This is a genomic window from Enterobacter wuhouensis (genome assembly GCF_035835995.1).
Lineage (GTDB): Bacteria > Pseudomonadota > Gammaproteobacteria > Enterobacterales > Enterobacteriaceae > Enterobacter > Enterobacter wuhouensis.
The window spans coordinates 1,506,667-1,527,826 of the sequence record NZ_CP142124.1; the positions used below are offsets into that span (position 1 = coordinate 1,506,667).

Annotated in this window: 22 protein-coding genes and 1 riboswitch; of the genes, 12 read left to right on the plus strand and 10 right to left on the minus strand. The window is 59.2% G+C overall.

Annotated features, from left to right (window positions below; all coding sequences use genetic code 11):
• Positions 1-8: 8 nt before the first annotated feature.
• From bioB to bioD, 4 genes are read left to right on the plus strand one after another with little or no spacing between them, the layout of a single operon-like run.
• Positions 9-1,049, plus strand: a complete 1,041-nt coding sequence (gene bioB, locus VPX56_RS07205) for a biotin synthase BioB (RefSeq protein WP_326470782.1) — start codon at positions 9-11, stop codon at positions 1,047-1,049.
• Positions 1,046-2,203 (plus strand): 8-amino-7-oxononanoate synthase, encoded by a 1,158-nt coding sequence (gene bioF, locus VPX56_RS07210; protein ID WP_326470784.1) that lies wholly within the window; start codon positions 1,046-1,048, stop codon positions 2,201-2,203. Before bioB ends, bioF begins: the two co-directional genes overlap by 4 nt.
• Positions 2,187-2,942, plus strand: a complete 756-nt coding sequence (gene bioC / locus VPX56_RS07215; protein ID WP_326470786.1) for a malonyl-ACP O-methyltransferase BioC — start codon at positions 2,187-2,189, stop codon at positions 2,940-2,942. The genes bioF and bioC overlap by 17 nt, the downstream gene beginning before the upstream one ends.
• Positions 2,935-3,636: a dethiobiotin synthase gene (gene bioD / locus VPX56_RS07220; RefSeq protein WP_326470788.1), complete on the plus strand. Its 702-nt coding sequence runs from the start codon at positions 2,935-2,937 to the stop codon at positions 3,634-3,636. Before bioC ends, bioD begins: the two co-directional genes overlap by 8 nt.
• Here the strand turns inward: bioD and VPX56_RS07225 are convergent.
• Complete coding sequence (locus VPX56_RS07225) at positions 3,599-4,321, minus strand: ABC transporter ATP-binding protein (protein WP_131632995.1); 723 nt, start codon at positions 4,319-4,321, stop codon at positions 3,599-3,601. The genes bioD and VPX56_RS07225 overlap by 38 nt on opposite strands.
• A 751-nt stretch (positions 4,322-5,072) precedes the next feature.
• Here VPX56_RS07225 and uvrB point away from each other — a divergent pair.
• Positions 5,073-7,088: an excinuclease ABC subunit UvrB gene (gene uvrB / locus VPX56_RS07230; protein ID WP_131632994.1), complete on the plus strand. Its 2,016-nt coding sequence runs from the start codon at positions 5,073-5,075 to the stop codon at positions 7,086-7,088.
• 72 nt (positions 7,089-7,160) lie between these two features.
• Here the strand turns inward: uvrB and yvcK are convergent, their stop codons facing one another.
• Positions 7,161-8,069, minus strand: a complete 909-nt coding sequence (gene yvcK / locus VPX56_RS07235; RefSeq protein WP_131632993.1) for a uridine diphosphate-N-acetylglucosamine-binding protein YvcK — start codon at positions 8,067-8,069, stop codon at positions 7,161-7,163.
• Positions 8,070-8,295: 226 nt separating this feature from the next.
• Positions 8,296-8,430, plus strand: a riboswitch (molybdenum cofactor riboswitch).
• Here yvcK and moaA point away from each other — a divergent pair.
• The 6 genes from moaA to VPX56_RS07265 all read left to right on the plus strand — a co-directional run bounded on the left by moaA (position 8,418) and on the right by VPX56_RS07265 (position 11,890).
• Entirely contained in the window at positions 8,418-9,407 is a 990-nt protein-coding gene (gene moaA, locus VPX56_RS07240; RefSeq protein WP_131632992.1) for a GTP 3',8-cyclase MoaA, read from the plus strand. (Overlaps the previous riboswitch by 13 nt.)
• Before the next feature lie 23 nt (positions 9,408-9,430).
• A complete protein-coding gene (moaB, locus tag VPX56_RS07245; RefSeq protein WP_326470792.1) occupies positions 9,431-9,943 on the plus strand; it encodes a molybdenum cofactor biosynthesis protein B in 513 nt (170 codons plus the stop codon).
• Positions 9,944-9,946: 3 nt separating this feature from the next.
• Positions 9,947-10,432 (plus strand): cyclic pyranopterin monophosphate synthase MoaC, encoded by a 486-nt coding sequence (gene moaC, locus VPX56_RS07250; protein ID WP_008501142.1) that lies wholly within the window; start codon positions 9,947-9,949, stop codon positions 10,430-10,432.
• Complete coding sequence (gene moaD, locus VPX56_RS07255) at positions 10,425-10,670, plus strand: molybdopterin synthase sulfur carrier subunit (RefSeq protein ID WP_326470794.1); 246 nt, start codon at positions 10,425-10,427, stop codon at positions 10,668-10,670. Before moaC ends, moaD begins: the two co-directional genes overlap by 8 nt.
• A gap of 1 nt (position 10,671) precedes the next feature.
• On the plus strand, positions 10,672-11,124 hold the full coding sequence (moaE, locus tag VPX56_RS07260; RefSeq protein ID WP_326470796.1) for a molybdopterin synthase catalytic subunit MoaE: 453 nt from the start codon (positions 10,672-10,674) through the stop codon (positions 11,122-11,124).
• 58 nt (positions 11,125-11,182) lie between these two features.
• The gene (locus VPX56_RS07265) at positions 11,183-11,890 is read left to right on the plus strand and encodes a Bax inhibitor-1/YccA family protein (RefSeq protein ID WP_326470798.1); all 708 of its coding nucleotides are present in this window, start codon (positions 11,183-11,185) and stop codon (positions 11,888-11,890) included.
• An 89-nt stretch (positions 11,891-11,979) separates the two neighbouring features.
• On the opposite strand, the gene VPX56_RS07270 is transcribed toward VPX56_RS07265, so the two are convergent.
• The 3 genes from VPX56_RS07270 to VPX56_RS07280 are packed head-to-tail and all read right to left on the minus strand — an operon-like array spanning position 11,980 to position 14,938.
• Complete coding sequence (locus VPX56_RS07270) at positions 11,980-12,942, minus strand: lysylphosphatidylglycerol synthase domain-containing protein (RefSeq protein WP_263611197.1); 963 nt, start codon at positions 12,940-12,942, stop codon at positions 11,980-11,982.
• On the minus strand, positions 12,942-14,180 hold the full coding sequence (gene clsB, locus VPX56_RS07275) for a cardiolipin synthase ClsB (RefSeq protein ID WP_326470801.1): 1,239 nt from the start codon (positions 14,178-14,180) through the stop codon (positions 12,942-12,944). Before clsB ends, VPX56_RS07270 begins: the two co-directional genes overlap by 1 nt.
• Positions 14,177-14,938: an endonuclease/exonuclease/phosphatase family protein gene (locus VPX56_RS07280; protein WP_131632985.1), complete on the minus strand. Its 762-nt coding sequence runs from the start codon at positions 14,936-14,938 to the stop codon at positions 14,177-14,179. Before VPX56_RS07280 ends, clsB begins: the two co-directional genes overlap by 4 nt.
• A gap of 133 nt (positions 14,939-15,071) precedes the next feature.
• Between VPX56_RS07280 and VPX56_RS07285 the strand changes: the two genes are divergently transcribed.
• Positions 15,072-15,482: a YbhQ family protein gene (locus VPX56_RS07285; RefSeq protein ID WP_131632984.1), complete on the plus strand. Its 411-nt coding sequence runs from the start codon at positions 15,072-15,074 to the stop codon at positions 15,480-15,482.
• Here VPX56_RS07285 and VPX56_RS07290 read toward each other — a convergent pair.
• The 5 genes from VPX56_RS07290 to cecR are packed head-to-tail and all read right to left on the minus strand — an operon-like array spanning position 15,444 to position 21,132.
• Positions 15,444-16,550 (minus strand): ABC transporter permease, encoded by a 1,107-nt coding sequence (locus tag VPX56_RS07290; RefSeq protein WP_326470804.1) that lies wholly within the window; start codon positions 16,548-16,550, stop codon positions 15,444-15,446. The genes VPX56_RS07285 and VPX56_RS07290 overlap by 39 nt on opposite strands.
• Before the next feature lie 57 nt (positions 16,551-16,607).
• Positions 16,608-17,741: an ABC transporter permease gene (locus VPX56_RS07295; protein ID WP_326470806.1), complete on the minus strand. Its 1,134-nt coding sequence runs from the start codon at positions 17,739-17,741 to the stop codon at positions 16,608-16,610.
• Positions 17,731-19,470 carry an ATP-binding cassette domain-containing protein gene (locus VPX56_RS07300; protein ID WP_326470808.1) on the minus strand — a complete coding sequence of 580 codons (1,740 nt, stop codon included), beginning with the start codon at positions 19,468-19,470 and terminating at the stop codon, positions 17,731-17,733. Before VPX56_RS07300 ends, VPX56_RS07295 begins: the two co-directional genes overlap by 11 nt.
• Positions 19,463-20,458 carry a secretion protein HlyD gene (gene hlyD, locus VPX56_RS07305; protein ID WP_131632980.1) on the minus strand — a complete coding sequence of 332 codons (996 nt, stop codon included), beginning with the start codon at positions 20,456-20,458 and terminating at the stop codon, positions 19,463-19,465. Before hlyD ends, VPX56_RS07300 begins: the two co-directional genes overlap by 8 nt.
• Complete coding sequence (cecR, locus tag VPX56_RS07310) at positions 20,455-21,132, minus strand: transcriptional regulator CecR (RefSeq protein WP_263611193.1); 678 nt, start codon at positions 21,130-21,132, stop codon at positions 20,455-20,457. The genes hlyD and cecR overlap by 4 nt, the downstream gene beginning before the upstream one ends.
• Positions 21,133-21,160 lie beyond the last annotated feature (28 nt).

The following is a 21,160-nucleotide window of genomic DNA, read 5'->3' on the forward strand; positions in this document are numbered from 1 at the left end:
GAAGCCCAATGGCTCACCACGCACGCTGGACGATGTCGCAAGTCACTGAATTATTCAATAAACCTTTCCTGGAGCTGATGTTTGAAGCGCAGCAGGTGCACCGTCAGCACTTCGACCCCCGCCATGTTCAGGTCAGCACGCTGCTGTCGATCAAAACCGGTGCCTGTCCTGAAGATTGCAAATATTGCCCGCAGAGCGCGCGCTACAAAACCGGCCTGGAGTCCGAACGGCTGATGGAGGTGGAGCAGGTGCTCGACTCGGCGCGCAAGGCGAAGAACGCCGGCTCGACCCGCTTCTGCATGGGCGCGGCGTGGAAAAACCCGCACGATCGCGACATGCCCTATCTGGAGCAGATGGTCAAAGGCGTGAAGGAGATGGGCCTCGAAGCCTGCATGACGCTCGGCACGCTGAACGACGAACAGGCGCAGCGCCTCTCGGCGGCGGGGCTGGATTACTACAACCACAACCTCGACACCTCGCCGGAGTTCTACGGCAACGTCATTACCACGCGTACCTATCAGGAGCGCCTCGACACGCTGGATAAAGTGCGTGAGGCCGGGATCAAGGTCTGCTCGGGCGGTATCGTGGGCTTAGGTGAGACGGTGAAAGATCGTGCCGGACTGCTGCTGCAGCTCGCGAACCTGCCGACCCCGCCGGAAAGCGTGCCGATCAACATGCTGGTGAAGGTTAAGGGCACGCCGATGGCGGACAACGAGGATGTGGATGCGTTTGATTTTATCCGCACCATCGCGGTGGCGCGCATCATGATGCCGACCTCGTTCGTGCGCCTCTCTGCCGGTCGCGAGCAGATGAGCGAGCAAACGCAGGCAATGTGCTTTATGGCGGGCGCCAACTCCATCTTCTACGGCTGCAAGCTGCTGACCACGCCGAACCCGGAAGAGGACAAAGACGTGCAGCTGTTCCGCAAGCTGGGGCTGAACCCGCACCAGACCGAGGTGCTGACGGGCGATAACGAACAGCAGCAGCAGCTGGAGCAGCAGATTTTCAACGCCGATACCGACCAGTTCTACAACGCGGCAGCCGTATGACCTGGCAGGCACGTATCAATACCGCGCTGGACGAGCGTCGGGCGGCGGACGCTTTTCGCGTACGCAACGTCGTGGAGAAGGGCGCGGGCCGTTTTCTGATCCGCGAGGGGCGGCGGTTCTGTAATTTCTCCAGCAACGATTACCTCGGGCTGAGCCAGCATCCGGCCATCGTTCGCGCCTGGCAGCAGGGCGCGGAGCGTTACGGGGTAGGCAGCGGCGGCTCGGGCCACGTGAGCGGATACACGACCGCGCACCGCGCGCTGGAAGAGGCGCTTGCCGACTGGCTGGGCTATCCGCGCGCGCTGCTGTTTATCTCCGGCTTTGCCGCCAATCAGGCGGTGATTGCCGCGCTGATGGGCAAAGACGATCGTATTGTTGCCGATAGGCTTAGCCACGCCTCGCTGCTGGAGGCGGCAAATTTAAGCCCGGCTCAGCTGCGCCGCTTTGCCCATAACGATGCGGGGCAGCTCGCTACGCTGCTGGATAAACCCTGCGACGGACAGCAGCTGGCGGTCACCGAGGGCGTGTTCAGCATGGACGGCGACAGCGCGCCGCTTGCCGCGCTGCAGGAGGCGGCAAAACGGCAAAACGCGTGGCTGCTGGTCGACGACGCCCACGGCATTGGCGTGATGGGCGAAGAGGGGCGCGGCAGCGCGCACCTGCAGAATGTTAAACCCGAACTGCTGATTGTCACCTTCGGCAAAGGCTTTGGCGCGAGCGGCGCGGCGGTGTTGTGCAGCGAGTCCGTTGCCGACTACCTGCTGCAGTTCGCGCGGCATCTGATTTACAGCACCAGCATGCCGCCCGCGCAGGCCGTGGCGTTATCCGCCTCGCTGGCGGTGATCCGAAGCGCTGAGGGGGAAGAGCGTCGCCAGCGCTTAAACGGGCACATCGCCCGCTTTCGCGAGGCGCTGCGCGCGCTGCCGTTCCGGACGACGGACTCTCAAAGCGCTATCCAGCCGGTGATTGCAGGCGACAACAGCCGCGCGCTGTCGCTGGCGGACGGGCTACGCGAGCGCGGAATGTGGGCCACCGCCATTCGCCCGCCAACCGTGCCCGCAGGGACAGCCCGTTTGCGGCTGACCCTGACGGCGGCGCACGAGGCGCAGGATATCGATGCACTTGTGGAGGCGCTACATGTCGCCGGTCAATAAGCAGGCCGTCGCGGCGGCCTTTGGCAGGGCAGCGCGCAGCTATTCACAGCATGATGAACTGCAGCGACAGAGCGCGAAGGGGCTGCTTGCCGCACTCGGTGAATATAATTTCCCGCAGGTGCTGGACGCCGGCTGTGGGCCAGGAGGCAACAGCCGCTACTGGCGCGACGCGGGAAGCCACGTCACGGCTCTCGACCTGTCCGCACAAATGCTTGATGAAGCGCGCCAGCAGCGGGCCGCAGACCGCTATCTGCAGGCGGATATCGAAGCCATACCGCTGGCGGACGCGCAGTTCGATCTGGTCTGGAGCCACCTGGCGGTGCAGTGGTGCACCAGCCTGCCGCAGGCGCTGGCTGAACTTTACCGCGTAGCGCGACCGGGCGGGAAGGTGGCCTTTACCACGCTGCTGGAAAGCTCGCTGCCGGAGCTTAATCAGGCGTGGAAAGCGGTGGATGCGCAACCGCACGCGAACCGTTTCTTATCGCACGAGCAGGTGACGCTGGCGCTGTCCGGCTGGCGCTATCGCAGCGCGGTGCAGACCATCACCCTCAATTTTGACGACGCGCTCAGCGCCATGCGCTCCCTCAAGGGGATTGGCGCTACGCACCTGCACGCCGGGCGGGAGAGAAAACCCCTGACCCGCGGGCAGCTGCAGCGCCTCGAGCTGGCCTGGCCGCAGCAGCGGGGTGAGTTCCCGCTCTCTTATCAACTATTTCATGGGGTTATTGAACGTGGCTGAACGCTATTTTGTCACCGGAACGGATACGGAAGTGGGTAAAACGGTGGCCAGCGCCGCGCTGCTGCAGGCCGCGCGCCTGCAGGGAAAATCCACCGCAGGATATAAGCCCGTTGCCTCCGGCAGCGAGATGACGCCGGACGGATTACGCAATTCCGACGCGCTGGCGCTCCAGCGCAACAGCACGATTGAACTCGCCTATTCCGCGGTGAATCCGTACACCTTTGCCGAGCCGACCTCGCCGCACATCATCAGCGCCGACGAAGGACGTCCGATAGATTTTGCCGTGCTGTCTGCCGGATTGCGTTCGCTGGAAGAGCGGGCCGAGTGGGTGCTGGTGGAAGGCGCGGGCGGCTGGTTTACGCCGCTTTCGCAAGAGCAGACCTTTGCTGACTGGGTACAGGCCGAGCGTCTCCCGGTGATCCTGGTTGTCGGCGTGAAGCTGGGCTGCATTAACCATGCGATGCTGACGGCGCAGGCCGTGCAGCAGGCAGGACTGCCGCTGGCGGGCTGGATCGCTAACGACGTGGTTGCGCCGGGGAAACGCCATCAGGAGTATCTGGCAACGCTCAGACGCGTGCTGCCCGCGCCGTTCCTCGGCGAGATCCCGTGGCTTCCTGACGGTGCGGACAATGTCGAGACCGGCCGCTATCTCGATATCAGCGCCTTGCCTCTCGCGACATCCAGTGAGCGATAAGCTCATCATCAAGCTCGTTAACGTGGCCCTGCGCCACGTTACGCCCGCGATAAAGCATGCAGAAGCGATCCGCGAACCGACGGATAAACGACAGCTGCTGCTCTGCCAGCAGGACCGTCATCCCTAACTCCTGACTTAGCCTCACCAGCAGCTGCCCTAGCTTCTGGGCGAAGCTCTGTCCGGCGCCGTGCATCGGCTCGTCCAGAATCAGCACCTGCGGTCGATTGACCAGCGCATTGGCCAGCGCCAGCTGATACTGATCTTCCGGTGAAAGGGCGTTGGCGCGGGTTTGCCGCAGGGCGTAAAGCTGTGGAAAAAGATCGTAAATATCGCTTTTCACCGCAGCATCAGGCATACCCGTTGCCCGCACCGCAATGTGCAAATTATCTTCTATGGTCAACTGGGAAAAGATCCGCCTGTCCTGCGGAACATAGCCAATGCCCAGCAGGGAACGCTGCTCGGGTATCTTGCTCAGCAAATCGCAGGGCGGGGCACCGGCTTCATGCCAGACGATCGTACCACTCTCAACCGGTAACGCACCGGTGATGCAGTTCATCAGGGTTGTCTTGCCCATCCCGGGTAAACCCACAATTCCGGTGCATAAGCCTTTCGGTAAATCTAAATCGACATTCCATAGCGTATGTTGGCTTCCGTAGAACTGATTCACTGCGCGCAGACTCAACATCTTTCTCTCCTTAAAATGCGTATGGGCAAGGCTCATTCTATTTTCTGCAAAATGCCTGCCAGAACCCTTAAATCGTTTAAAAAAGAGCCTTTTTTAGGAATAAGTCGCTGCTTTGCGGCCTGCAGGCTGCAGGAGTGCACCGCGACAGTGCTGGAGAGAGAAGGAGGATGGTGCAGCGCCATGATGACGGAATTGTGAGTAAGATCTCACCAATACGTTATGTGCGGCTCAGCTGATGAATAGCAAAAAAGAGCTATAAAAATTTTTTGTCGCCGCTTCGTGGGAAAAACCGGGAATTTGCCGAGTGGCGCGCCATATGGGCTGGAAGCAGTTATCCACTATTCCTGTGGATAACCATGTGCATTAGAGTTAGAAAACACGCGATAAGCGAGAGAATACGCGGGTTACGCGCAAATTGGTGCGAAACGCGGCTTTAAGAAATATCGTTTAATTATTAAAGGGTTGGATAAAAGCAATCACCGTCACGAAAGTGTCACTCGCTGCCCTAAAACGCCCATTACACAGCTTGACAAATGTTAAAAAAGGAAAACTTCTGGGGATAACCCGTATCGGCTGGTGTTTTATCTTGTCCCTGTCTAAATTCCGACCGGGATCGCGCTAATCATTCATGCGCTACTCTAAATATCCTGACATGCCACTGGTTTTTCATCCAGTGTTTTTTACTGGCATTCCTGGCCACAACGAGTAAAATTATTCACCTGCCGCTTTTTACGTCATCAGGTTGTCGCCAATGAGTAAACCGTTCAAATTGAATTCTGCTTTCCGTCCTTCAGGCGATCAGCCTGAGGCGATACGTCGTCTCGAAGAGGGTCTGGAAGACGGGCTGGCGCACCAGACGCTGCTGGGGGTGACCGGTTCGGGTAAAACCTTTACCGTTGCTAACGTTATTGCGGATTTGCAACGCCCCACGATGGTGCTTGCCCCCAACAAAACGCTGGCGGCGCAGCTGTACGGCGAGATGAAAGAGTTCTTCCCGGAAAATGCGGTGGAATATTTCGTCTCCTACTACGATTACTACCAGCCTGAGGCCTACGTCCCCAGCTCAGACACCTTCATCGAGAAGGATGCCTCGGTAAACGAACATATCGAGCAGATGCGTCTGTCGGCGACGAAGGCGCTTCTGGAGCGTCGCGATGTTGTTGTGGTGGCATCGGTTTCAGCCATCTACGGTCTGGGCGATCCCGATCTTTACCTGAAGATGATGCTGCACCTGACTCAGGGGATGATCATCGACCAGCGCGCGATACTGCGCCGTCTGGCCGAGCTGCAGTACACCCGTAATGACCAGGCGTTCCAGCGCGGCACCTTCCGCGTGCGCGGGGAGGTGATCGACATCTTCCCGGCCGAATCGGACGATATGGCGCTGCGCGTTGAGCTGTTTGACGAAGAGGTTGAACGGCTGTCGCTGTTCGACCCGCTGACCGGACACGTTGAGTCGACGATCCAGCGCTTTACCGTCTACCCTAAAACGCACTACGTGACGCCGCGCGAGCGTATCGTGCAGGCGATGGAAGATATCAAAGTCGAGCTGGCCGATCGTCGTAAAGTGCTCCTGGCGAACAACAAGCTGCTTGAAGAGCAGCGCTTGAGCCAGCGTACCCAGTTCGATCTGGAAATGATGAACGAGCTGGGCTACTGCTCCGGTATCGAAAACTACTCGCGTTACCTTTCCGGGCGCGGGCCGGGCGAAGCGCCGCCAACCCTGTTTGACTACCTTCCGGCGGATGGCCTGCTGGTGATTGACGAATCCCACGTCACGATCCCGCAGATCGGCGGGATGTACCGCGGCGACCGGGCGCGAAAGGAGACGCTGGTGGAGTACGGCTTCCGCCTGCCGTCGGCGCTCGATAACCGTCCGATGAAGTTTGAAGAATTCGAGGCGCTCGCGCCGCAGACCATCTACGTATCGGCAACGCCGGGCAACTATGAGCTGGAGAAATCCGGCGAGGACGTGGTGGACCAGGTGGTGCGTCCGACCGGGCTGCTTGATCCTATTATCGAGGTTCGTCCGGTTGCGACGCAGGTGGACGACCTGCTCTCCGAGATCCGCGCCCGTTCCGCCATCAACGAGCGCGTGCTGGTCACGACGCTGACCAAACGCATGGCGGAAGACCTGACGGAGTATCTGGAAGAGCACGGCGAGAAGGTGCGTTACCTGCACTCGGATATCGATACCGTAGAGCGCATGGAGATCATCCGCGATCTGCGTCTGGGCGAGTTCGACGTGCTGGTGGGGATCAACCTCCTGCGAGAAGGTCTGGACATGCCGGAAGTGTCGCTGGTAGCCATTCTGGACGCCGACAAAGAGGGCTTCCTGCGTTCCGAGCGTTCGCTGATCCAGACCATTGGCCGCGCCGCGCGTAACGTCAACGGGAAAGCCATTCTGTACGGAGACAAGATTACCCCGTCGATGGCGAAAGCGATTGGCGAAACGGAACGTCGCCGCGAGAAGCAGCAGCGCTACAACGAAGAGCACGGCATCACGCCGCAGGGTCTGAACAAGAAGGTGGTGGACATTCTGGCGCTGGGTCAGAACATTGCCAAGACCAAATCGAAAGGGCGCGGCAAGGCGCGTTCCGTGGTGGAAGAGGATACCGTCGTACTGACGCCGAAAGCGCTGCAGCAGAAAATCCACGAGCTGGAAGGGCAGATGATGCAGCACGCGCAGAACCTGGAGTTCGAAGAGGCGGCGCAGATCCGCGACCAGCTGCATCAGCTGCGGGATCTGTTCATCGCGGCATCGTGAGTAAGGTCATGTTTTCTCCCTCTCCCCGTGGGAGAGGGCCGGGGTGAGGGCATCAGGCCGCACAAAGCGGCCCTAACCCAATGCCTGAATCGCCTTCTCCAGCGCCTCGCGCAGCAGGTGACGGTCGTGGCGATACTTGATGTCGCTCGCTTCCAGCGGCTCCTGAACCACCACCCGATCCCCAATACCGGACACATCCACATTCGGGCCTACCACCACGCCGTCGATAATTTTCTTACCGACGTACTGCTCCATTAGCTCCAGCTTGTTCGCCAGCGACAGGCTCGCCGCCGCCGGGCTCAGCTCACGCCCAAGATTGCCGATATAGACCATCGGGGCTGGCGTTCTGCGCAGCGCCTGCGCCAGCTCCTTCACCAGCAGGATCGGCATCAGGCTGGTGTAAAAACTGCCCGGGCCAATCAAAATCAGATCCGCTTCGCTGATGGCTTCAACCGCTTCGCGCGTGGCAGGCACGCTCGGGTAGGTCATTAGCTCTGCCGGCGGCAGCAGAAGCTGGTCTATGTTCACTTCGCCGTAAACTTCATGCCCTTCCACGTCGATAGCCATTAAATCGACCGGATGTTCCGACATGGGGATCAGAAACGCATCGACTTTAAGCAGGTTTCGAATGAGGTTGATGGCTTCGAGAGGGCGCACGCTCAGGTGATCCAGCGCCTTTAACATCAGGTTTCCAAGGTTATGGCCCGATAATTCACCGTTCCCGCCAAAACGGTACTCAAACATCGCCGAGGCAACGCTGGGTTCTGTTATTAACTGGTTCAGACAGTTACGCATATCGCCCCAGGCTATTCCGCCCTCGGCGCGGCGGATCCGGCCGGTAGATCCCCCATTATCGGTCGTGGTCACTATCCCTGTTAATCTGGACCCCAGGGTGGATAACGACGACATTACCCGTCCCAGACCGTGGCCCCCGCCGAGGGCGACGACGCGGTCAAGATCCGCCAAAGTGCGATTGCGCATACACATTCCTTATCTCATTCGATCTGCGTAACAGTAACCCAACTACCCCTAAAAGACGATGCCTCAGCCGTAGCTTAATGACGTATATCAATGCGAAAGTGCTGCTTTTAGGTATTCTGTAGCGAAAATGCACGATCATGGCGCTATATAGATAATTATATAGCGTAAGGCGATAATGGCGAAGTGATGATTTACGCGCTACTATCGCCATAACCACGTTTTCGAATTTGAAAACATACACTCTAGCCCTGGCGCCTGTGTCGAACGATATGGCGCCCTGGCCGTGGCGGATTTGCCACCAGGGTACAGAAAGAAATGACTGTGCCTCCCGTATCTGGAAAGGTGTACATGGCTTCACAACTTACTGATGCTTTCGCGCGTAAGTTTTTCTACTTACGTCTGTCGATTACCGACGTGTGCAACTTCCGTTGCACCTATTGCCTTCCCGACGGCTACAGGCCGGGTAAGGTCACCAACAACGGCTTTCTCTCCGTCGATGAAGTCCGCCGCGTCACGCGCGCCTTCTCTGAGCTCGGCACGGAAAAAGTCCGCCTGACCGGTGGGGAGCCCTCACTGCGTCGTGATTTCCCCGACATCATTGCCGCCGTGCGTGAAAACGAGCGTATCCGTCAGATTGCGGTTACCACCAATGGCTACCGCATGGCGCGCGACGTGGCGAGCTGGCGCGAGGCGGGCCTGACCGCGATCAACGTCAGCGTCGATAGCCTCGATGCGCGACAGTTCCACGCCATTACCGGACAGGACAAGTTCCAGCAGGTGATGGACGGCATCGACGCGGCGTTCACTGCGGGCTTCGACAAGGTCAAAGTCAACACGGTGTTGATGCGTGATGTGAATCATCATCAGCTGGACACCTTCCTGGCGTGGATCAAACCGCGCCGCATTCAGCTGCGCTTTATTGAGCTGATGGAAACCGGCGAGGGCAGCGAGCTGTTCCGCCGTCATCACATCTCCGGCATGGTGCTGCGCGACGCGCTGCTGAGACGCGGCTGGATCCACCAGATCCGCCAGCGCAGCGACGGACCGGCGCAGGTCTTTTGTCACCCGGATTACGAAGGGGAAATTGGGCTTATCATGCCCTATGAGAAAGATTTCTGCGCCAGCTGTAACCGTCTGCGCGTCTCCTCCGTCGGCAAGCTGCATCTCTGCCTGTTCGGCGACGGCGGCGTAGATCTTCGCGATCTGCTGGAAGACGACGCTCAGCAGGAGGCGCTTGAAGCGCGCATTTCTGAAGCGCTGACGCATAAAAAACAGACCCACTTCCTGCATCAGGGCAACACCGGCATTACTCAGAACCTGTCCTACATCGGCGGGTAAACAGTCTTAGAAGGAACCAGAAGATGAGTCAGGCAAGCGCAGAATTTATCCCGACACGCATTGCTATTCTTACCGTTTCCGATCGCCGTGGTGAAGAGGACGATACCTCCGGCCACTGGCTGCGCGAGGCGGCCCACGAGGCCGGGCACCACGTCGTTGATAAAGCCATTGTCAAAGAGAACCGCTACGCCATTCGCGCGCAGGTGTCACAGTGGATTGCCAGCGATGAGGTGCAGGTGGTCTTGATCACCGGCGGCACCGGTTTTACCGCAGGCGACCAGGCCCCGGAAGCGCTGATCCCGCTGTTTGACCGCGAGGTTGAAGGCTTCGGTGAGGTGTTCCGCATGCTCTCCTTTGAAGAGATTGGCACCTCCACGCTCCAGTCGCGCGCCGTGGCGGGCGTGGCGAACAAGACGCTGATCTTCGCCATGCCGGGTTCGACCAAAGCCTGCCGCACCGCGTGGGAAAACATTATCGCCCCGCAGCTGGATGCCCGCACCCGTCCGTGTAATTTTCATCCCCATTTAAAGAAATAAGCTATGTCGCAACTGACCCACATTAACGCCGCCGGTGAAGCGCATATGGTGGATGTTTCCGCCAAAGCCGAAACCGTGCGCGAGGCGCGCGCCGAGGCGTTCGTCACCATGCTGCCAGAAACCCTGGCGATGATTATCGACGGCAGTCACCACAAGGGCGACGTCTTTGCCACCGCCCGCATCGCCGGGATCCAGGCCGCCAAGCGCACCTGGGATTTAATTCCGCTTTGCCACCCGCTGATGCTGAGCAAGGTGGAAGTGAACCTGCAGGCGCAGCCGGAGCATAACCGCGTGCGCATTGAATCACTCTGCCGCCTGACGGGCAAAACCGGCGTTGAGATGGAAGCCCTGACGGCGGCGTCCGTGGCGGCGTTGACTATCTACGATATGTGCAAAGCCGTGCAGAAAGATATGGTCATTGGCCCGGTGCGCCTGCTGGCGAAAAGCGGCGGCAAATCCGGTGATTTTAAGGTGGACAGCCATGATTAAAGTGCTCTTTTTTGCGCAGGTGCGCGAGCTGGTCAATACCGACAGCCTGACGCTGGACGCGCCGTTTGAAAACGTTGCCGCGCTGCGCGCGCATCTGGCCGCGCAAGGCGACCGCTGGGCGCTAGCGCTGGATGAAGGCAAGCTGCTGGCAGCCGTTAATCAGACGCTGGTGGAGCTCACCCACCCGCTGAAGGAAGGCGATGAAGTGGCCTTCTTCCCGCCGGTGACAGGGGGCTAAGATGGCGGAAACCCGAATTCTGGTCGGCCCTGAACGCTTTAACGTAGGCACAGAATATGACTGGCTGGCGGAGCGTGATGAAGACGGCGCGGTGGTGACGTTCACCGGCAAAGTGCGCAACCACAACCTCGGCGACAGCGTGAAGGCGCTGACGCTGGAGCACTATCCGGGGATGACGGAAAAATCGTTGGCGGAGATTGTGGAAGAGGCGCGTGGCCGCTGGCCGCTGGGGCGCGTCACGGTTATTCACCGCATCGGCGAGATGTGGCCAGGCGAGGAGATTGTCTTTGTCGGGGTGACCAGCGCGCACCGCAGCAGCGCGTTCGCGGCAGGGGAGTTCATTATGGATTACCTCAAAACCAAAGCCCCTTTCTGGAAGCGTGAAGCGACGCCGGAAGGCGACCGGTGGGTGGAATCCCGCGACAGCGACAAGCAGGCGGCCAGCCGTTGGTAACAGGTTTACTTTGATGTGTTAGTCTTAACGTGTGTGTTAACTTAATCAGGAGTGAATCATGGACCGATTTCCGCGTTCCGATTCAATAGTACAGCAGACCCGTAGCGGCCTGCAGACGTATATGGCTCAGGTGTACGGCTGGATGACGGTCGGCCTGCTGCTTACCGCGTTTATCGCGTGGTATGCGGCAAATACGCCAGAAGTCATGATGTTTATCTTCTCGAGCAAAATAACCTTCTTTGGCCTGATCATTGCGCAGCTGGCGGTTGTTTTTGTCCTTTCCGGTATGGTGCATAAGCTCAGCGCCGGCATGGCTACCACGCTGTTTATGCTCTATTCGGTGCTGACCGGGCTCACGCTCTCCAGTATTTTTATCGCCTATACCTACGCCTCCATCGCCAGCACGTTTGTGGTGACCGGCGGGATGTTTGGCGCGATGAGCCTCTACGGCTACACCACCAAGCGTGATCTGAGCGGTTTTGGCAGCATGCTGTTTATGGGGCTGATTGGGATCGTGTTGGCGTCGCTGGTGAACCTGTGGCTGAAGAGCGAAGCGCTGATGTGGGCCGTAACCTACATTGGGGTGGTGGTCTTCGTCGGGCTGACGGCCTACGACACCCAGAAGCTGAAGAACATCGGCGAGCAGATTGACGTGCGCGACAGTTCAACGCTGCGCAAATACTCGATTGTCGGTGCGCTGACGCTCTATCTCGACTTCATCAACCTGTTCCTGATGCTGCTGCGTATTATGGGCAACCGTCGTTAAGGTTGTTTTGCCGGGTGGCGGCTTCGCCTTACCCGGCCTACGAAACGCGAACCGTAGGTCGGGTAAGGCGAAGCCGCCACCCGACTTATTCACTTCGCCAACATCCTCTCATTCTTCGCCCGCAGCTTCTTCGCCCGACTCTCCAGCGCCAGATAACAGACCGTCGCCAGCGCCAGCGGCAGGAAGTAATAAATCATGCGGTACGCCAGCAGGGCGGCGATGATTGTCCCCTGAGAAACATGTTCCCCCGCAAGCAGCGCGATAAACACCGCTTCCAGCACGCCGATCCCCGCCGGTATGTGGACAATCACGCCAGCGATACTGCTCACCAGCAGCACGCCGAGCACGAAGAAGTAGTTCACGTCTTCGCCAATTAATAGCCAGATAATCGCCCCCATCGCCATCCAGTTGGCGCTGGAAACCACCATCTGCAGCACCGCGAACTTCCACGAGGGCAGCACCAGCTTTTGCCCTTTGATGGTCATATGCCGACGCTTGGCAAAGGCGCAGGCCCACAGGTAAACGGCGATGATCAGCAGCAGCACGAAGCCTAAAATCCGCAGCGTGGTTTCATCGATATACCAGTGCGCGGGCAGCTGCACCACGCCGATGGTGAAGATCACGCCGCCGAGCAAAATATAGCCCAGCCAGTTGGTGGTGATGCTTAACGAGAAAATGCGCGTGATGGTCCCACCCGGCAGGCCGAGGCGCGAATATAAGCGATAGCGCATGCCAATCCCGCCGACCCAGGTGCTCAGCGTCAGGTTGAAGGCGTAACAGATAAACGACACCAGCATCACCTGACGCTTGGCCAGCTTGTGGCCGCAGTAGGCCCGGCCCAGCAGGTCATAACAGCCGTACATCAGGTAGCTCACGATGACCAGCCCAACGGCACCCAGCAGCACCGTCCGGTTGTAGTTGCGGATAACCTTCCACACCTCTTCCCAGTCAACTTTTTGGGCGTACACCACCAGCAGCACCGCGACGGCAATAAAGAACAGCCAGGTGAGGATTTTCTTCGCCACACGCCAGCGTGGATGAGATTTTGACATCAGGTTTTCCCTCCGTCTTCCGCCTCAACGCGGTCCTGGGTTTCCATTTCGGGCTGAACCGGCGGGTCCACCTGCGCAAGCTTCGGCGTGTGCGCGGGCAGCCAGCCGACCATGGCCGGGAAGTGGCGCAGGAAGTGGAACACCACCACGCCGACGCCAACGTTCCACCAGCTGCGTTTTGGCACCATGGATTGATCCACTCGCACGCAGTCCTTGTCGATCAGCCCCTGAAGGTTTTCGCGCAGGGTATGATTAAACTGGCGATCGTGGATGATCAGGTTCGCCTCCAGATTAAGCGACAGGCTCAGCGGATCGAGGTTGCTGGAACCCACGGTTGCCCAGTGGTCATCCATCACCGCCACTTTGCCGTGCAGCGGGCGGCGGCGGTATTCATATATCTGAACGCCGCTCTTGACGAGATAGCGATACAGCAGGCGCGCGCCCACCTTCACAATCGGCATATCGGGCTCGCCCTGCACGATAAGCTTCACGCTCACCCCGCGTCGGGCCGCGTTGCGCATGGCGTGCAAAATACGGTAGCCGGGGAAGAAGTAGGCGTTGGCGATAATCACCTCACGCTTCGCGTTCGCCAGCATTTTGAGGTAATGCCGCTCGATATCGTCCCGATGCTCCTCGTTGTCCCGCCAGACAAACAGCGCCTGGGCCTCACCGGGCCTGCGGTTCTCTTCCGGGCGATGACGACGTCGCCACCAGCGGCGCGCGGCCTCTTTGCCGGGTAAGTTTTCCAGCACGAATAGCTGAATGTCCTGAACCACCGGCCCTTCAATGCGGATCGCGTAGTCCTGCTTCGCCTCAGGACCGTAATCCGACATGTGCTCGGCGGAGTAGTTAATGCCGCCCACGAACGCCACCGTTTCGTCCACCACGACAATTTTGCGGTGCATACGGCGGAACAGATTCGTGCGCATGCCGAACAGGCGCGGGCCGGGATCGTAGTAGCGGAACACCACGCCTGCGGAGGTAAGCTCGTTAACAAATTCATCGCTAAGGTCCGGCGAACCGTACCCGTCGAGCAGAACCTCGATGGTTATACCGCGCCGGGCGGCATGCAGCAGCGCGCTGTGCAGCTGCTTGCCCACGTTGTCCTCAAACCAGATAAAGGTTTCAAGAAAGACTTTCTGCTGCGCGTGGCTAATGGCCTCAAAGACCGCCGGATAAAAGTTATCGCCATTTTCCAGCAGCGTAATGCGGTTTCCTTCCTGCCATGTACATTTCATAAGTGGATCTCCGCGCTCAGCGGGGCATGGTCTGATAAATGTCGCCAGTTGAGTAACGCCAGCGCGGTAGGGCTGCTGGCATGGGCGTTTTTCACATAGATGCGGTCAAGGCGCAGCAGGGGGAAACGCACCGGGAACGTCCGCGCAGGCCGACCATTGGCGCGGGTGAAAATCTCCTCCAGCCCGGCGTTTACCTTCAGCGGATGGTTGGCCCGCTGCCGCCAGTCGTTAAAATCGCCAGCGACGACCACCGGTTCACCTTCCGGCAGCGCGTTGCTCCAGTCGGCCAGCATCTGCAGCTGCGCCTGACGGTGCTCTTCGCGCAGCCCGAGATGCACGCAGCCGACATGAACGGGGAACGCCAGATCCGGGGGCGTGATACGGCAGTATAGCAGCCCACGTTTTTCGCTTTCCCCCACGGAGACGTCGCGATTTTCGTAATATTCGATGGGAAAACGTGACAGCACGGCATTGCCGTGATGGCCTTCCGGGTAGACGGCGTTGCGTCCGTAGGCGTAATCACTCCACATCGTATCGGCCAGAAATTCATAGTGCGGCGTGTCGGGCCAGTTTTCGACATGCATTGGGTGTACGTCGTGCGCGCCCATCACCTCCTGCAGGCAGACAATGTCCGCGCTGACGGTGCGCACGGCGTCGCGTAGCTCCGGTAACATGAAGCGACGGTTAAATGCTGTGAAGCCCTTATGAATGTTTATCGTCAGCACCTTAAGCGAGAAATGCTGCGTTTTATGAGTCATATGCACCTTCCAGGGTCATTATCCTGATGAAAATAAAGTGTAGTCGGCGTCACAAAAAGGTGCGGTGTTACGGAATTTTCCGTAAAGTGCGGTAGTCTGAACTAGCAGATAAAAATCCTTCAGGAGAGAAGCCATGAAGTGGCAACAACGTGTTCGTGTCGCAACGGGTCTTAGTTGCTGGCAGATAATGTTGCATTTACTGGTCGTGGCCGTACTGGTGATGGGCTGGATGAGCGGCACGCTGGTGCGTGTTGGCTTAGGGTTATGTGTGATTTACGGCGTGACCGTGCTGTCGATGCTGTTCTTGCAGCGCCATCATGAGGCGCGCTGGCGTGAAGTGGGTGATGTGCTCGAAGAGCTCACCACCACCTGGTATTTTGGTGCGGCAATGATCGTCCTGTGGCTGCTGTCACGCGTGCTGCAAAACAACCTGCTGCTGGCCCTGGCGGGTCTGGCAATCCTCGCAGGGCCTGCGGTTGTCTCTTTGCTGACCAAAGAGAAAAAGCTACGCAATGTTTCGTCTAAACATCGCATAGGCCACTGAGCCCGTCGTGGCCGCTATGACCAGTAGCGGCCACAAACTTCCCCAGACAATGTCCAGACTCGCATCTTTAAGATAGATCTGCTTGGTGATATCCGTGAAGTGACGAATCGGGTTAATCCACGTTATAACCTGCAGCCACACCGGCATATTCTCGACGGGGGAGACGTACCCTGAGAGCAAAATCGCCGGCATCATAAAGACGAATACCCCGATAAACGCCTGTTGCTGCGTGGAGCAGAGCGCCGAAATCAGCAGCCCGAACCCCACCAGCGACAGCCCGTAAATCAGCATCGTGAAGTAAAACAGCGCCAGCGATCCGGCGAACGGGATCTGGTAAGCAAAGATCCCCACGCCCAGCACGATGGTGGCCTGGAATGTCGCCACAATCAGCGCCGGAACCGCTTTGCCGACGAAAATCTGCCAGGTGGCGAGCGGGGAGACCAGCAGCTGATCCAGCGTGCCCTGTTCGCGCTCGCGCGCCACGGACAATGACGTCACGATCATCACCCCGATGGTGGTGATCATGGCAATCAGCGACGGTACCACAAACCACTTGTAGTCCAGATTCGGGTTGTACCAGTTGCGCACCACCAGCTCGCTGTTGTTGGGCTTAGGTTTTCCCTGCATCAGCTCCTGCTGGTAATCCTTCACCACCTGCTGCAGATAGTTGGCCGCTATCTGGGCGCTGTTAGAGTTACGCCCGTCGAGGATCAGCTGCATCGGCGCGGTCTGGAAGGTATCCAGGTTACGGGAAAAATCCGCCGGGAAGCGCACCAGCAGCAGGGCCTTTTGCGTGTCGATGGTCGGCTGGATCTCCTGCGGGCTTTTCAGCAGCAGGATGTGGGTGAACGCTTTCGCCCGGGCAAAGCGCTGGGTCAGCTCGACGGAATGTTTGCCGTTATCTTCGTTGTAAATGGCAATGGTGGCGTTGGTCACCTCAAGGGTGGCGGCAAACGGGAACAGTAAAACCTGGATCAGCACCGGCAAGACCAGAATGGCGCGGGTTTGCGGCTCGCGCAGCAGGGATTGCAGTTCTTTGCGGATCAGTGTCCATAAACGGTGAAACATCGCGTCGTCCTCCTGTCGGGTGGCGCTTGCGCTTACCCGACCTACAAAATCCGATGGCTAATCTAATCTTCTTTTCGTTTTCATCCACGTCAGCCCGATAAACATCACCGCCGACGCCATCAAAAACAGGGTGTTGATAATCAGCACCACCGGAATATTCCCCGCCAGGAACAGGCTTTGCAGCGTGCTCACGAAGTAACGCGCCGGAATAATGTAGGTCACGGCGCGGATGACGGCGGGCATACTGTCTATCTGGAAGATAAACCCGGAGAGCATAATCGACGGCAGGAAAGCGGCATTAAGCGCCACCTGCGCGGCGTTGAACTGGTTGCGGGTAACGGTGGAAATCAGCAGCCCCATGCCCAGAGTGCTGAGCAAAAACAGGCTGGTGATAAAGAACAGCAGCACCAGCGAACCGCGGTACGGCACGCCGAGGATAAAGACGGCGACCAGCATACAGAGCAACATCGCCAGCATGCCGAGGAAATAGTAGGGGATGAGCTTGCACAGCAGCAGTTCAACCCGCGTCACTTCGGTAGAGAGCAGCGCCTCCATGGTGCCGCGCTCCCATTCGCGGGCAATCACCAGCGAGGTCAGGATCGCGCCGATCACCGTCATGATGATCGTCACCGCGCCCGGAATAATAAAGTGCTGGCTGATGGCGGCGGGGTTAAACCAGTAGCGCGTCTGCACGTCGATCAGCGGTTCAAACGTCTCCCCCCGGTCTTCCGCGCGCTGCATCTGCCACAGCTGCCAGATCCCCTCCGCGTAGCCCTGCACAAAGTTGGCGGTGTTCGGCTCGCTGCCGTCGGTGATGACCTGAATCGGCGCATCGGCGCCCGAGCGGGCCATGTTGGCGGCGAAATCCACCGGGATGACGATCAGGCCGCGAATTTTCCCTGCCTGCATTTTCTGGATCAATTCCTGCCGGCTGTCGCTGATGGTGGCGTCGATGTAGGGCGAGCCGGTCATGGCGTGGGTAAAGTCCAGCGCCTCTTCGCTCCGCTGCTCCAGCAGGATGCCGACCCGCAGCTTGCTGGAGTCGAGGTTAATGCCGTAGCCAAAGATAAACAGCAGCAGCAGGGGGATCACCACCGCGATCAGCCAGCTGCTGGGATCGCGCACGATCTGGCGCGTCTCTTTAACGCACAGGGCGCGCACCCTGCGCCACGAAATGGCGTTACTGCGCATGGGCATTCTCCTTATCCCAGTCGTGGATGAGGGTAATAAACGCCTGCTCCATGGTCGGGTCCGGGACCTCCTGGTCGGCGGCCTGTTCCTTCAGGTCGTCCGGCGTGCCGTGGGCAATCAGCTTGCCGCGATAGACCAGCCCGATGCGGTCGCAGTACTCCGCCTCGTCCATAAAGTGGGTGGTCACCATGACGGTAACGCCTTTCTCCACCATGCTGTTGATATGCAGCCAGAATTCGCGGCGGGTAATGGGGTCAACGCCCGACGTCGGTTCATCCAGAAACAGAATGTCCGGCTCGTGCATCAGCGAGCAGGCGAGCGCCAGCCGCTGCTTAAAGCCGAGCGGCAGCTCGTCGGTGGCGTGGGTGGCAATGTTGGTTAACGCGAAGGCGTCGCTCATGCGGCGGATTTTCTCGCTCTGCGCCCGGCCGCGCAGGCCGTACACGCCGGAGAAAAAACGCAGGTTCTGCTCGACCGTCAGGTTGCCGTACAGCGAAAACTTTTGCGCCATATAGCCAAGCCGCTGGCGCGCCTTGCCGGAGCTGACCTTCAAATCCATATCCAGCACCAGCGCCTTGCCGGACGTCGGCACCAGCAGGCCGCACATCATTTTAAAGGTGGTCGATTTTCCCGCGCCGTTTGGCCCGAGCAGGCCAAAAATCTCCCCGCGCTTCACCGCAAAGTTGACGTTGTCGGTCGCGGCAAAGTCACCGAACTTCTTGGTCAGGGACTTGGCCTCGATCACCGTTTCGCCCGGCGTGCCTTCAACCGTGTGCAGAATGGCCGCGAGCGGCGATTCCGACGTCCCCGCGCCCCCCAGCAGATCGATAAAGGCGTCTTCAAAGCGCGGAGCGGTTTCCTCAATGTCAATTTCCGGCATCCCTTTCGCCTGACGAACATCGTCGGCGGTAGCCTCCTTTTTGAGGATCACGCGCACCGAACGTCCCTGAATCATTCCGTCGCTCACCTGCGGCAGCTTAAGCACCCGCTGCAGCAGCCTGCGGTTAGACTCCTGCGGGCTGTGCAGCAGGAAGCTGCGCCCGGCCATGCTCTGCGTCAGCGTCGTTGGCTCACCCTGATAGAGCAGCTCGCCTTCGTTCATCAGCAGCACGTCGCGGCACTGTTCCGCTTCGTCGAGGTAGGAGGTGCTCCAGAGGATCAGCATCCCGTCGCCCGCCAGCTCGTGCACCATCTGCCACAGCTCGCGGCGGGATATCGGGTCAACGCCCACGCCGGGCTCATCCAGCAGCAGCACCTTCGGCTTGCCCACCAGCGTGCAGGCCAGCCCCAGCTTCTGCTTCATCCCGCCGGAGAGCTTGCCCGCCAGCCGGTCGGTGAACGGGCCGAGGGAGGTAAACTCCAGCAGGCGCGCGAAGGTTTTCTGCCGCGTTTCGCCGGTGACGCTGCGCAGATCGGCATAGAGATTCAGGTTTTCCATCACCGTCAGATCTTCGTACAGGCCAAACTTCTGCGGCATATAGCCCATAATCGCATGAAGGGGGCCGTCGTCTTTGATCGGGTCAAGGCCGAGCACGCTGGCGGAGCCTTCGTCCGGCTTCAGCAGACCCGCCAGCATCCGCATCAGCGTCGTTTTGCCCGCGCCGTCCGGGCCCACCAGACCGGTCACATAGCCTTTCTGGATGGTGCAGTTCAGCGGCGCGACCGCCGGCTTGTCCATCCCCGCGAAGCGTTTGACCAGGTTGTTGAGCTGAATAACCGCGTCATTCATGTCGTTCCCCGTCGTTCACTGTTACGGTGACGGGCATGCCCTGGCGCAGCGCGTCGTCCGCGTCGGTCACGATGATGCGCAGGCGATACACCAGGTCGGTACGCAGGTCCGGCGTTTCAACCGTTTTCGGGGTGAATTCGGCGGTCGGGGAGACAAAGCCCACTTTGCCGTGATAGGGCTTGTCCGGACGGCCGTCGGTGTAAAGCAGCAGCTCGCGGCCCGGCTGCATCTGGCCGAGGTTCGGTTCGTCGATATAGGCGCGCACCCACACCGGGCGCGTCAGGGAGAGCGTTAAGACGGTGCTGCCCGCGCTGAGCATGCTGCCTGGCTCAACGGCGCGGGTCATCAGCGTGCCGTCAGACGGCGCGATTAAGGTGGTGTCGTGCAGATCCAGCTCCGCCTGGGCCAGCTGCGCCTGCGCCTGCTCAAGGCTGGCTTTCGCCTGAGCGATATCCTGCGCGCGGTTGCCGGTGCGGTACTGGCTCAGTTTATCCTGCGCGGATTTCAGCGTCGCCTGCGCCTGGTCGCGTGACGAGCGCGCATTTTCCAGGTCATTGGCAGAAATGGTGCGGCTTTTCCACAGCCCCTGCTGGCGCGCGTAGAAGTTCTGCGCGTAGTCATAGGCGGCTTTCGCCTGCTTAACGGCGGCGGCGGCCTGGGCGATCTCTTCATCGCGATAGCCTGCCAGCATCAGGTCATACTGCGCCTGCGCCACCGAAACGCCTGCCTTGGCCTGCATCAGGGCGTTTTCGTAGGGCGCTTTATCCAGCATCCCCAGCGTCTGCCCGCTTTTAATGGCATCGCCTTCGTCAACGCTCAGCGACGCCAGCCGCCCGCCGACGCGGAAGCTCATATTCACGGTGCGTATATCGACGTTACCATACAGCGTCAGGCCTTTATCCTGCTGGCTTTGATACCACAGCCAGCCGCCGACTCCCGCAGCAAGCAACACAACAACCACCAGAACGATGGCGACAGGTTTTTTCATGACTTCAGGCTCCTTTGCGTTAAGCCATTCAGGATCAGATCGAGATGACAGGCGATAACCCGGCCAATCTGCGCGGCTTTATCCTCATCGAATTGTGTCCAGCCCGTGCGTAACAGGATGGTCTCACGCCCCAGACGGAAGGCGAGCACTTCGCCCAGCAGGGCATGGGTATGCAAAATCGTCTCGGTATCGTTGGCCTCCCGGCCGGTATAGGCCGCAATGAGCCGCGTAAGGTGCGAGTGCATCGGCGCAATCACCTGGTCATGTACCAGCTGGTAGGCGGCGGAAGGCGAAAGCTGTTCGCGTGAGATAAACTTACTCAGGTTCAGCGTATCGTCGTGCGTCAGCAGGCGGATCATGTTGTGGCAGGCGTTGAGGATAAGCTGACGGATGGCGGCACGGTCAGGCGCTGGCTGGCTGAACAGCGCGGTGGCCTCCTCGACGTGCGGGCGAAAGTTCCTCTCGATAAAATCGGCGATCCACTGCGCGCAGGCGAGGTATAAATCCTCTTTTGAGCCAAAGTAGTAGGTGATGGCCGCAATGTTCTGCCCGGCCTGCGCGGCAATATCCCGCGTGGTGGCGTGCAGGCCATACTCACCAAACTGCGCCAGCGCGGCGGCGATAAGCTGGCTTTTGGCCTGTTCACCTTTGGTTGTTGTGGGTGTCGTATTCATAGCAGCATTAAAAATTAATCAATCGATT

What these genes read in the sequence shown, in the direction of transcription:
- bioB (WP_326470782.1), top strand. Translation starts at nt 9, where the DNA reads ATGGCTCACCACGCACGCTGGACGATGTCGCAAGTCACTGAATTATTC.
- bioF (WP_326470784.1), top strand. Translation starts at nt 1,046, where the DNA reads ATGACCTGGCAGGCACGTATCAATACCGCGCTGGACGAGCGTCGGGCG.
- bioC (WP_326470786.1), top strand. Translation starts at nt 2,187, where the DNA reads ATGTCGCCGGTCAATAAGCAGGCCGTCGCGGCGGCCTTTGGCAGGGCA.
- VPX56_RS07225 (WP_131632995.1), bottom strand. Translation starts at nt 4,321, where the DNA reads ATGTTGAGTCTGCGCGCAGTGAATCAGTTCTACGGAAGCCAACATACG.
- uvrB (WP_131632994.1), top strand. Translation starts at nt 5,073, where the DNA reads ATGAGTAAACCGTTCAAATTGAATTCTGCTTTCCGTCCTTCAGGCGAT.
- yvcK (WP_131632993.1), bottom strand. Translation starts at nt 8,069, where the DNA reads ATGCGCAATCGCACTTTGGCGGATCTTGACCGCGTCGTCGCCCTCGGC.
- moaA (WP_131632992.1), top strand. Translation starts at nt 8,418, where the DNA reads ATGGCTTCACAACTTACTGATGCTTTCGCGCGTAAGTTTTTCTACTTA.
- moaB (WP_326470792.1), top strand. Translation starts at nt 9,431, where the DNA reads ATGAGTCAGGCAAGCGCAGAATTTATCCCGACACGCATTGCTATTCTT.
- moaC (WP_008501142.1), top strand. Translation starts at nt 9,947, where the DNA reads ATGTCGCAACTGACCCACATTAACGCCGCCGGTGAAGCGCATATGGTG.
- moaD (WP_326470794.1), top strand. Translation starts at nt 10,425, where the DNA reads ATGATTAAAGTGCTCTTTTTTGCGCAGGTGCGCGAGCTGGTCAATACC.
- moaE (WP_326470796.1), top strand. Translation starts at nt 10,672, where the DNA reads ATGGCGGAAACCCGAATTCTGGTCGGCCCTGAACGCTTTAACGTAGGC.
- VPX56_RS07265 (WP_326470798.1), top strand. Translation starts at nt 11,183, where the DNA reads ATGGACCGATTTCCGCGTTCCGATTCAATAGTACAGCAGACCCGTAGC.
- VPX56_RS07270 (WP_263611197.1), bottom strand. Translation starts at nt 12,942, where the DNA reads ATGTCAAAATCTCATCCACGCTGGCGTGTGGCGAAGAAAATCCTCACC.
- clsB (WP_326470801.1), bottom strand. Translation starts at nt 14,180, where the DNA reads ATGAAATGTACATGGCAGGAAGGAAACCGCATTACGCTGCTGGAAAAT.
- VPX56_RS07280 (WP_131632985.1), bottom strand. Translation starts at nt 14,938, where the DNA reads ATGACTCATAAAACGCAGCATTTCTCGCTTAAGGTGCTGACGATAAAC.
- VPX56_RS07285 (WP_131632984.1), top strand. Translation starts at nt 15,072, where the DNA reads ATGAAGTGGCAACAACGTGTTCGTGTCGCAACGGGTCTTAGTTGCTGG.
- VPX56_RS07290 (WP_326470804.1), bottom strand. Translation starts at nt 16,550, where the DNA reads ATGTTTCACCGTTTATGGACACTGATCCGCAAAGAACTGCAATCCCTG.
- VPX56_RS07295 (WP_326470806.1), bottom strand. Translation starts at nt 17,741, where the DNA reads ATGCGCAGTAACGCCATTTCGTGGCGCAGGGTGCGCGCCCTGTGCGTT.
- VPX56_RS07300 (WP_326470808.1), bottom strand. Translation starts at nt 19,470, where the DNA reads ATGAATGACGCGGTTATTCAGCTCAACAACCTGGTCAAACGCTTCGCG.
- hlyD (WP_131632980.1), bottom strand. Translation starts at nt 20,458, where the DNA reads ATGAAAAAACCTGTCGCCATCGTTCTGGTGGTTGTTGTGTTGCTTGCT.
- cecR (WP_263611193.1), bottom strand. Translation starts at nt 21,132, where the DNA reads ATGAATACGACACCCACAACAACCAAAGGTGAACAGGCCAAAAGCCAG.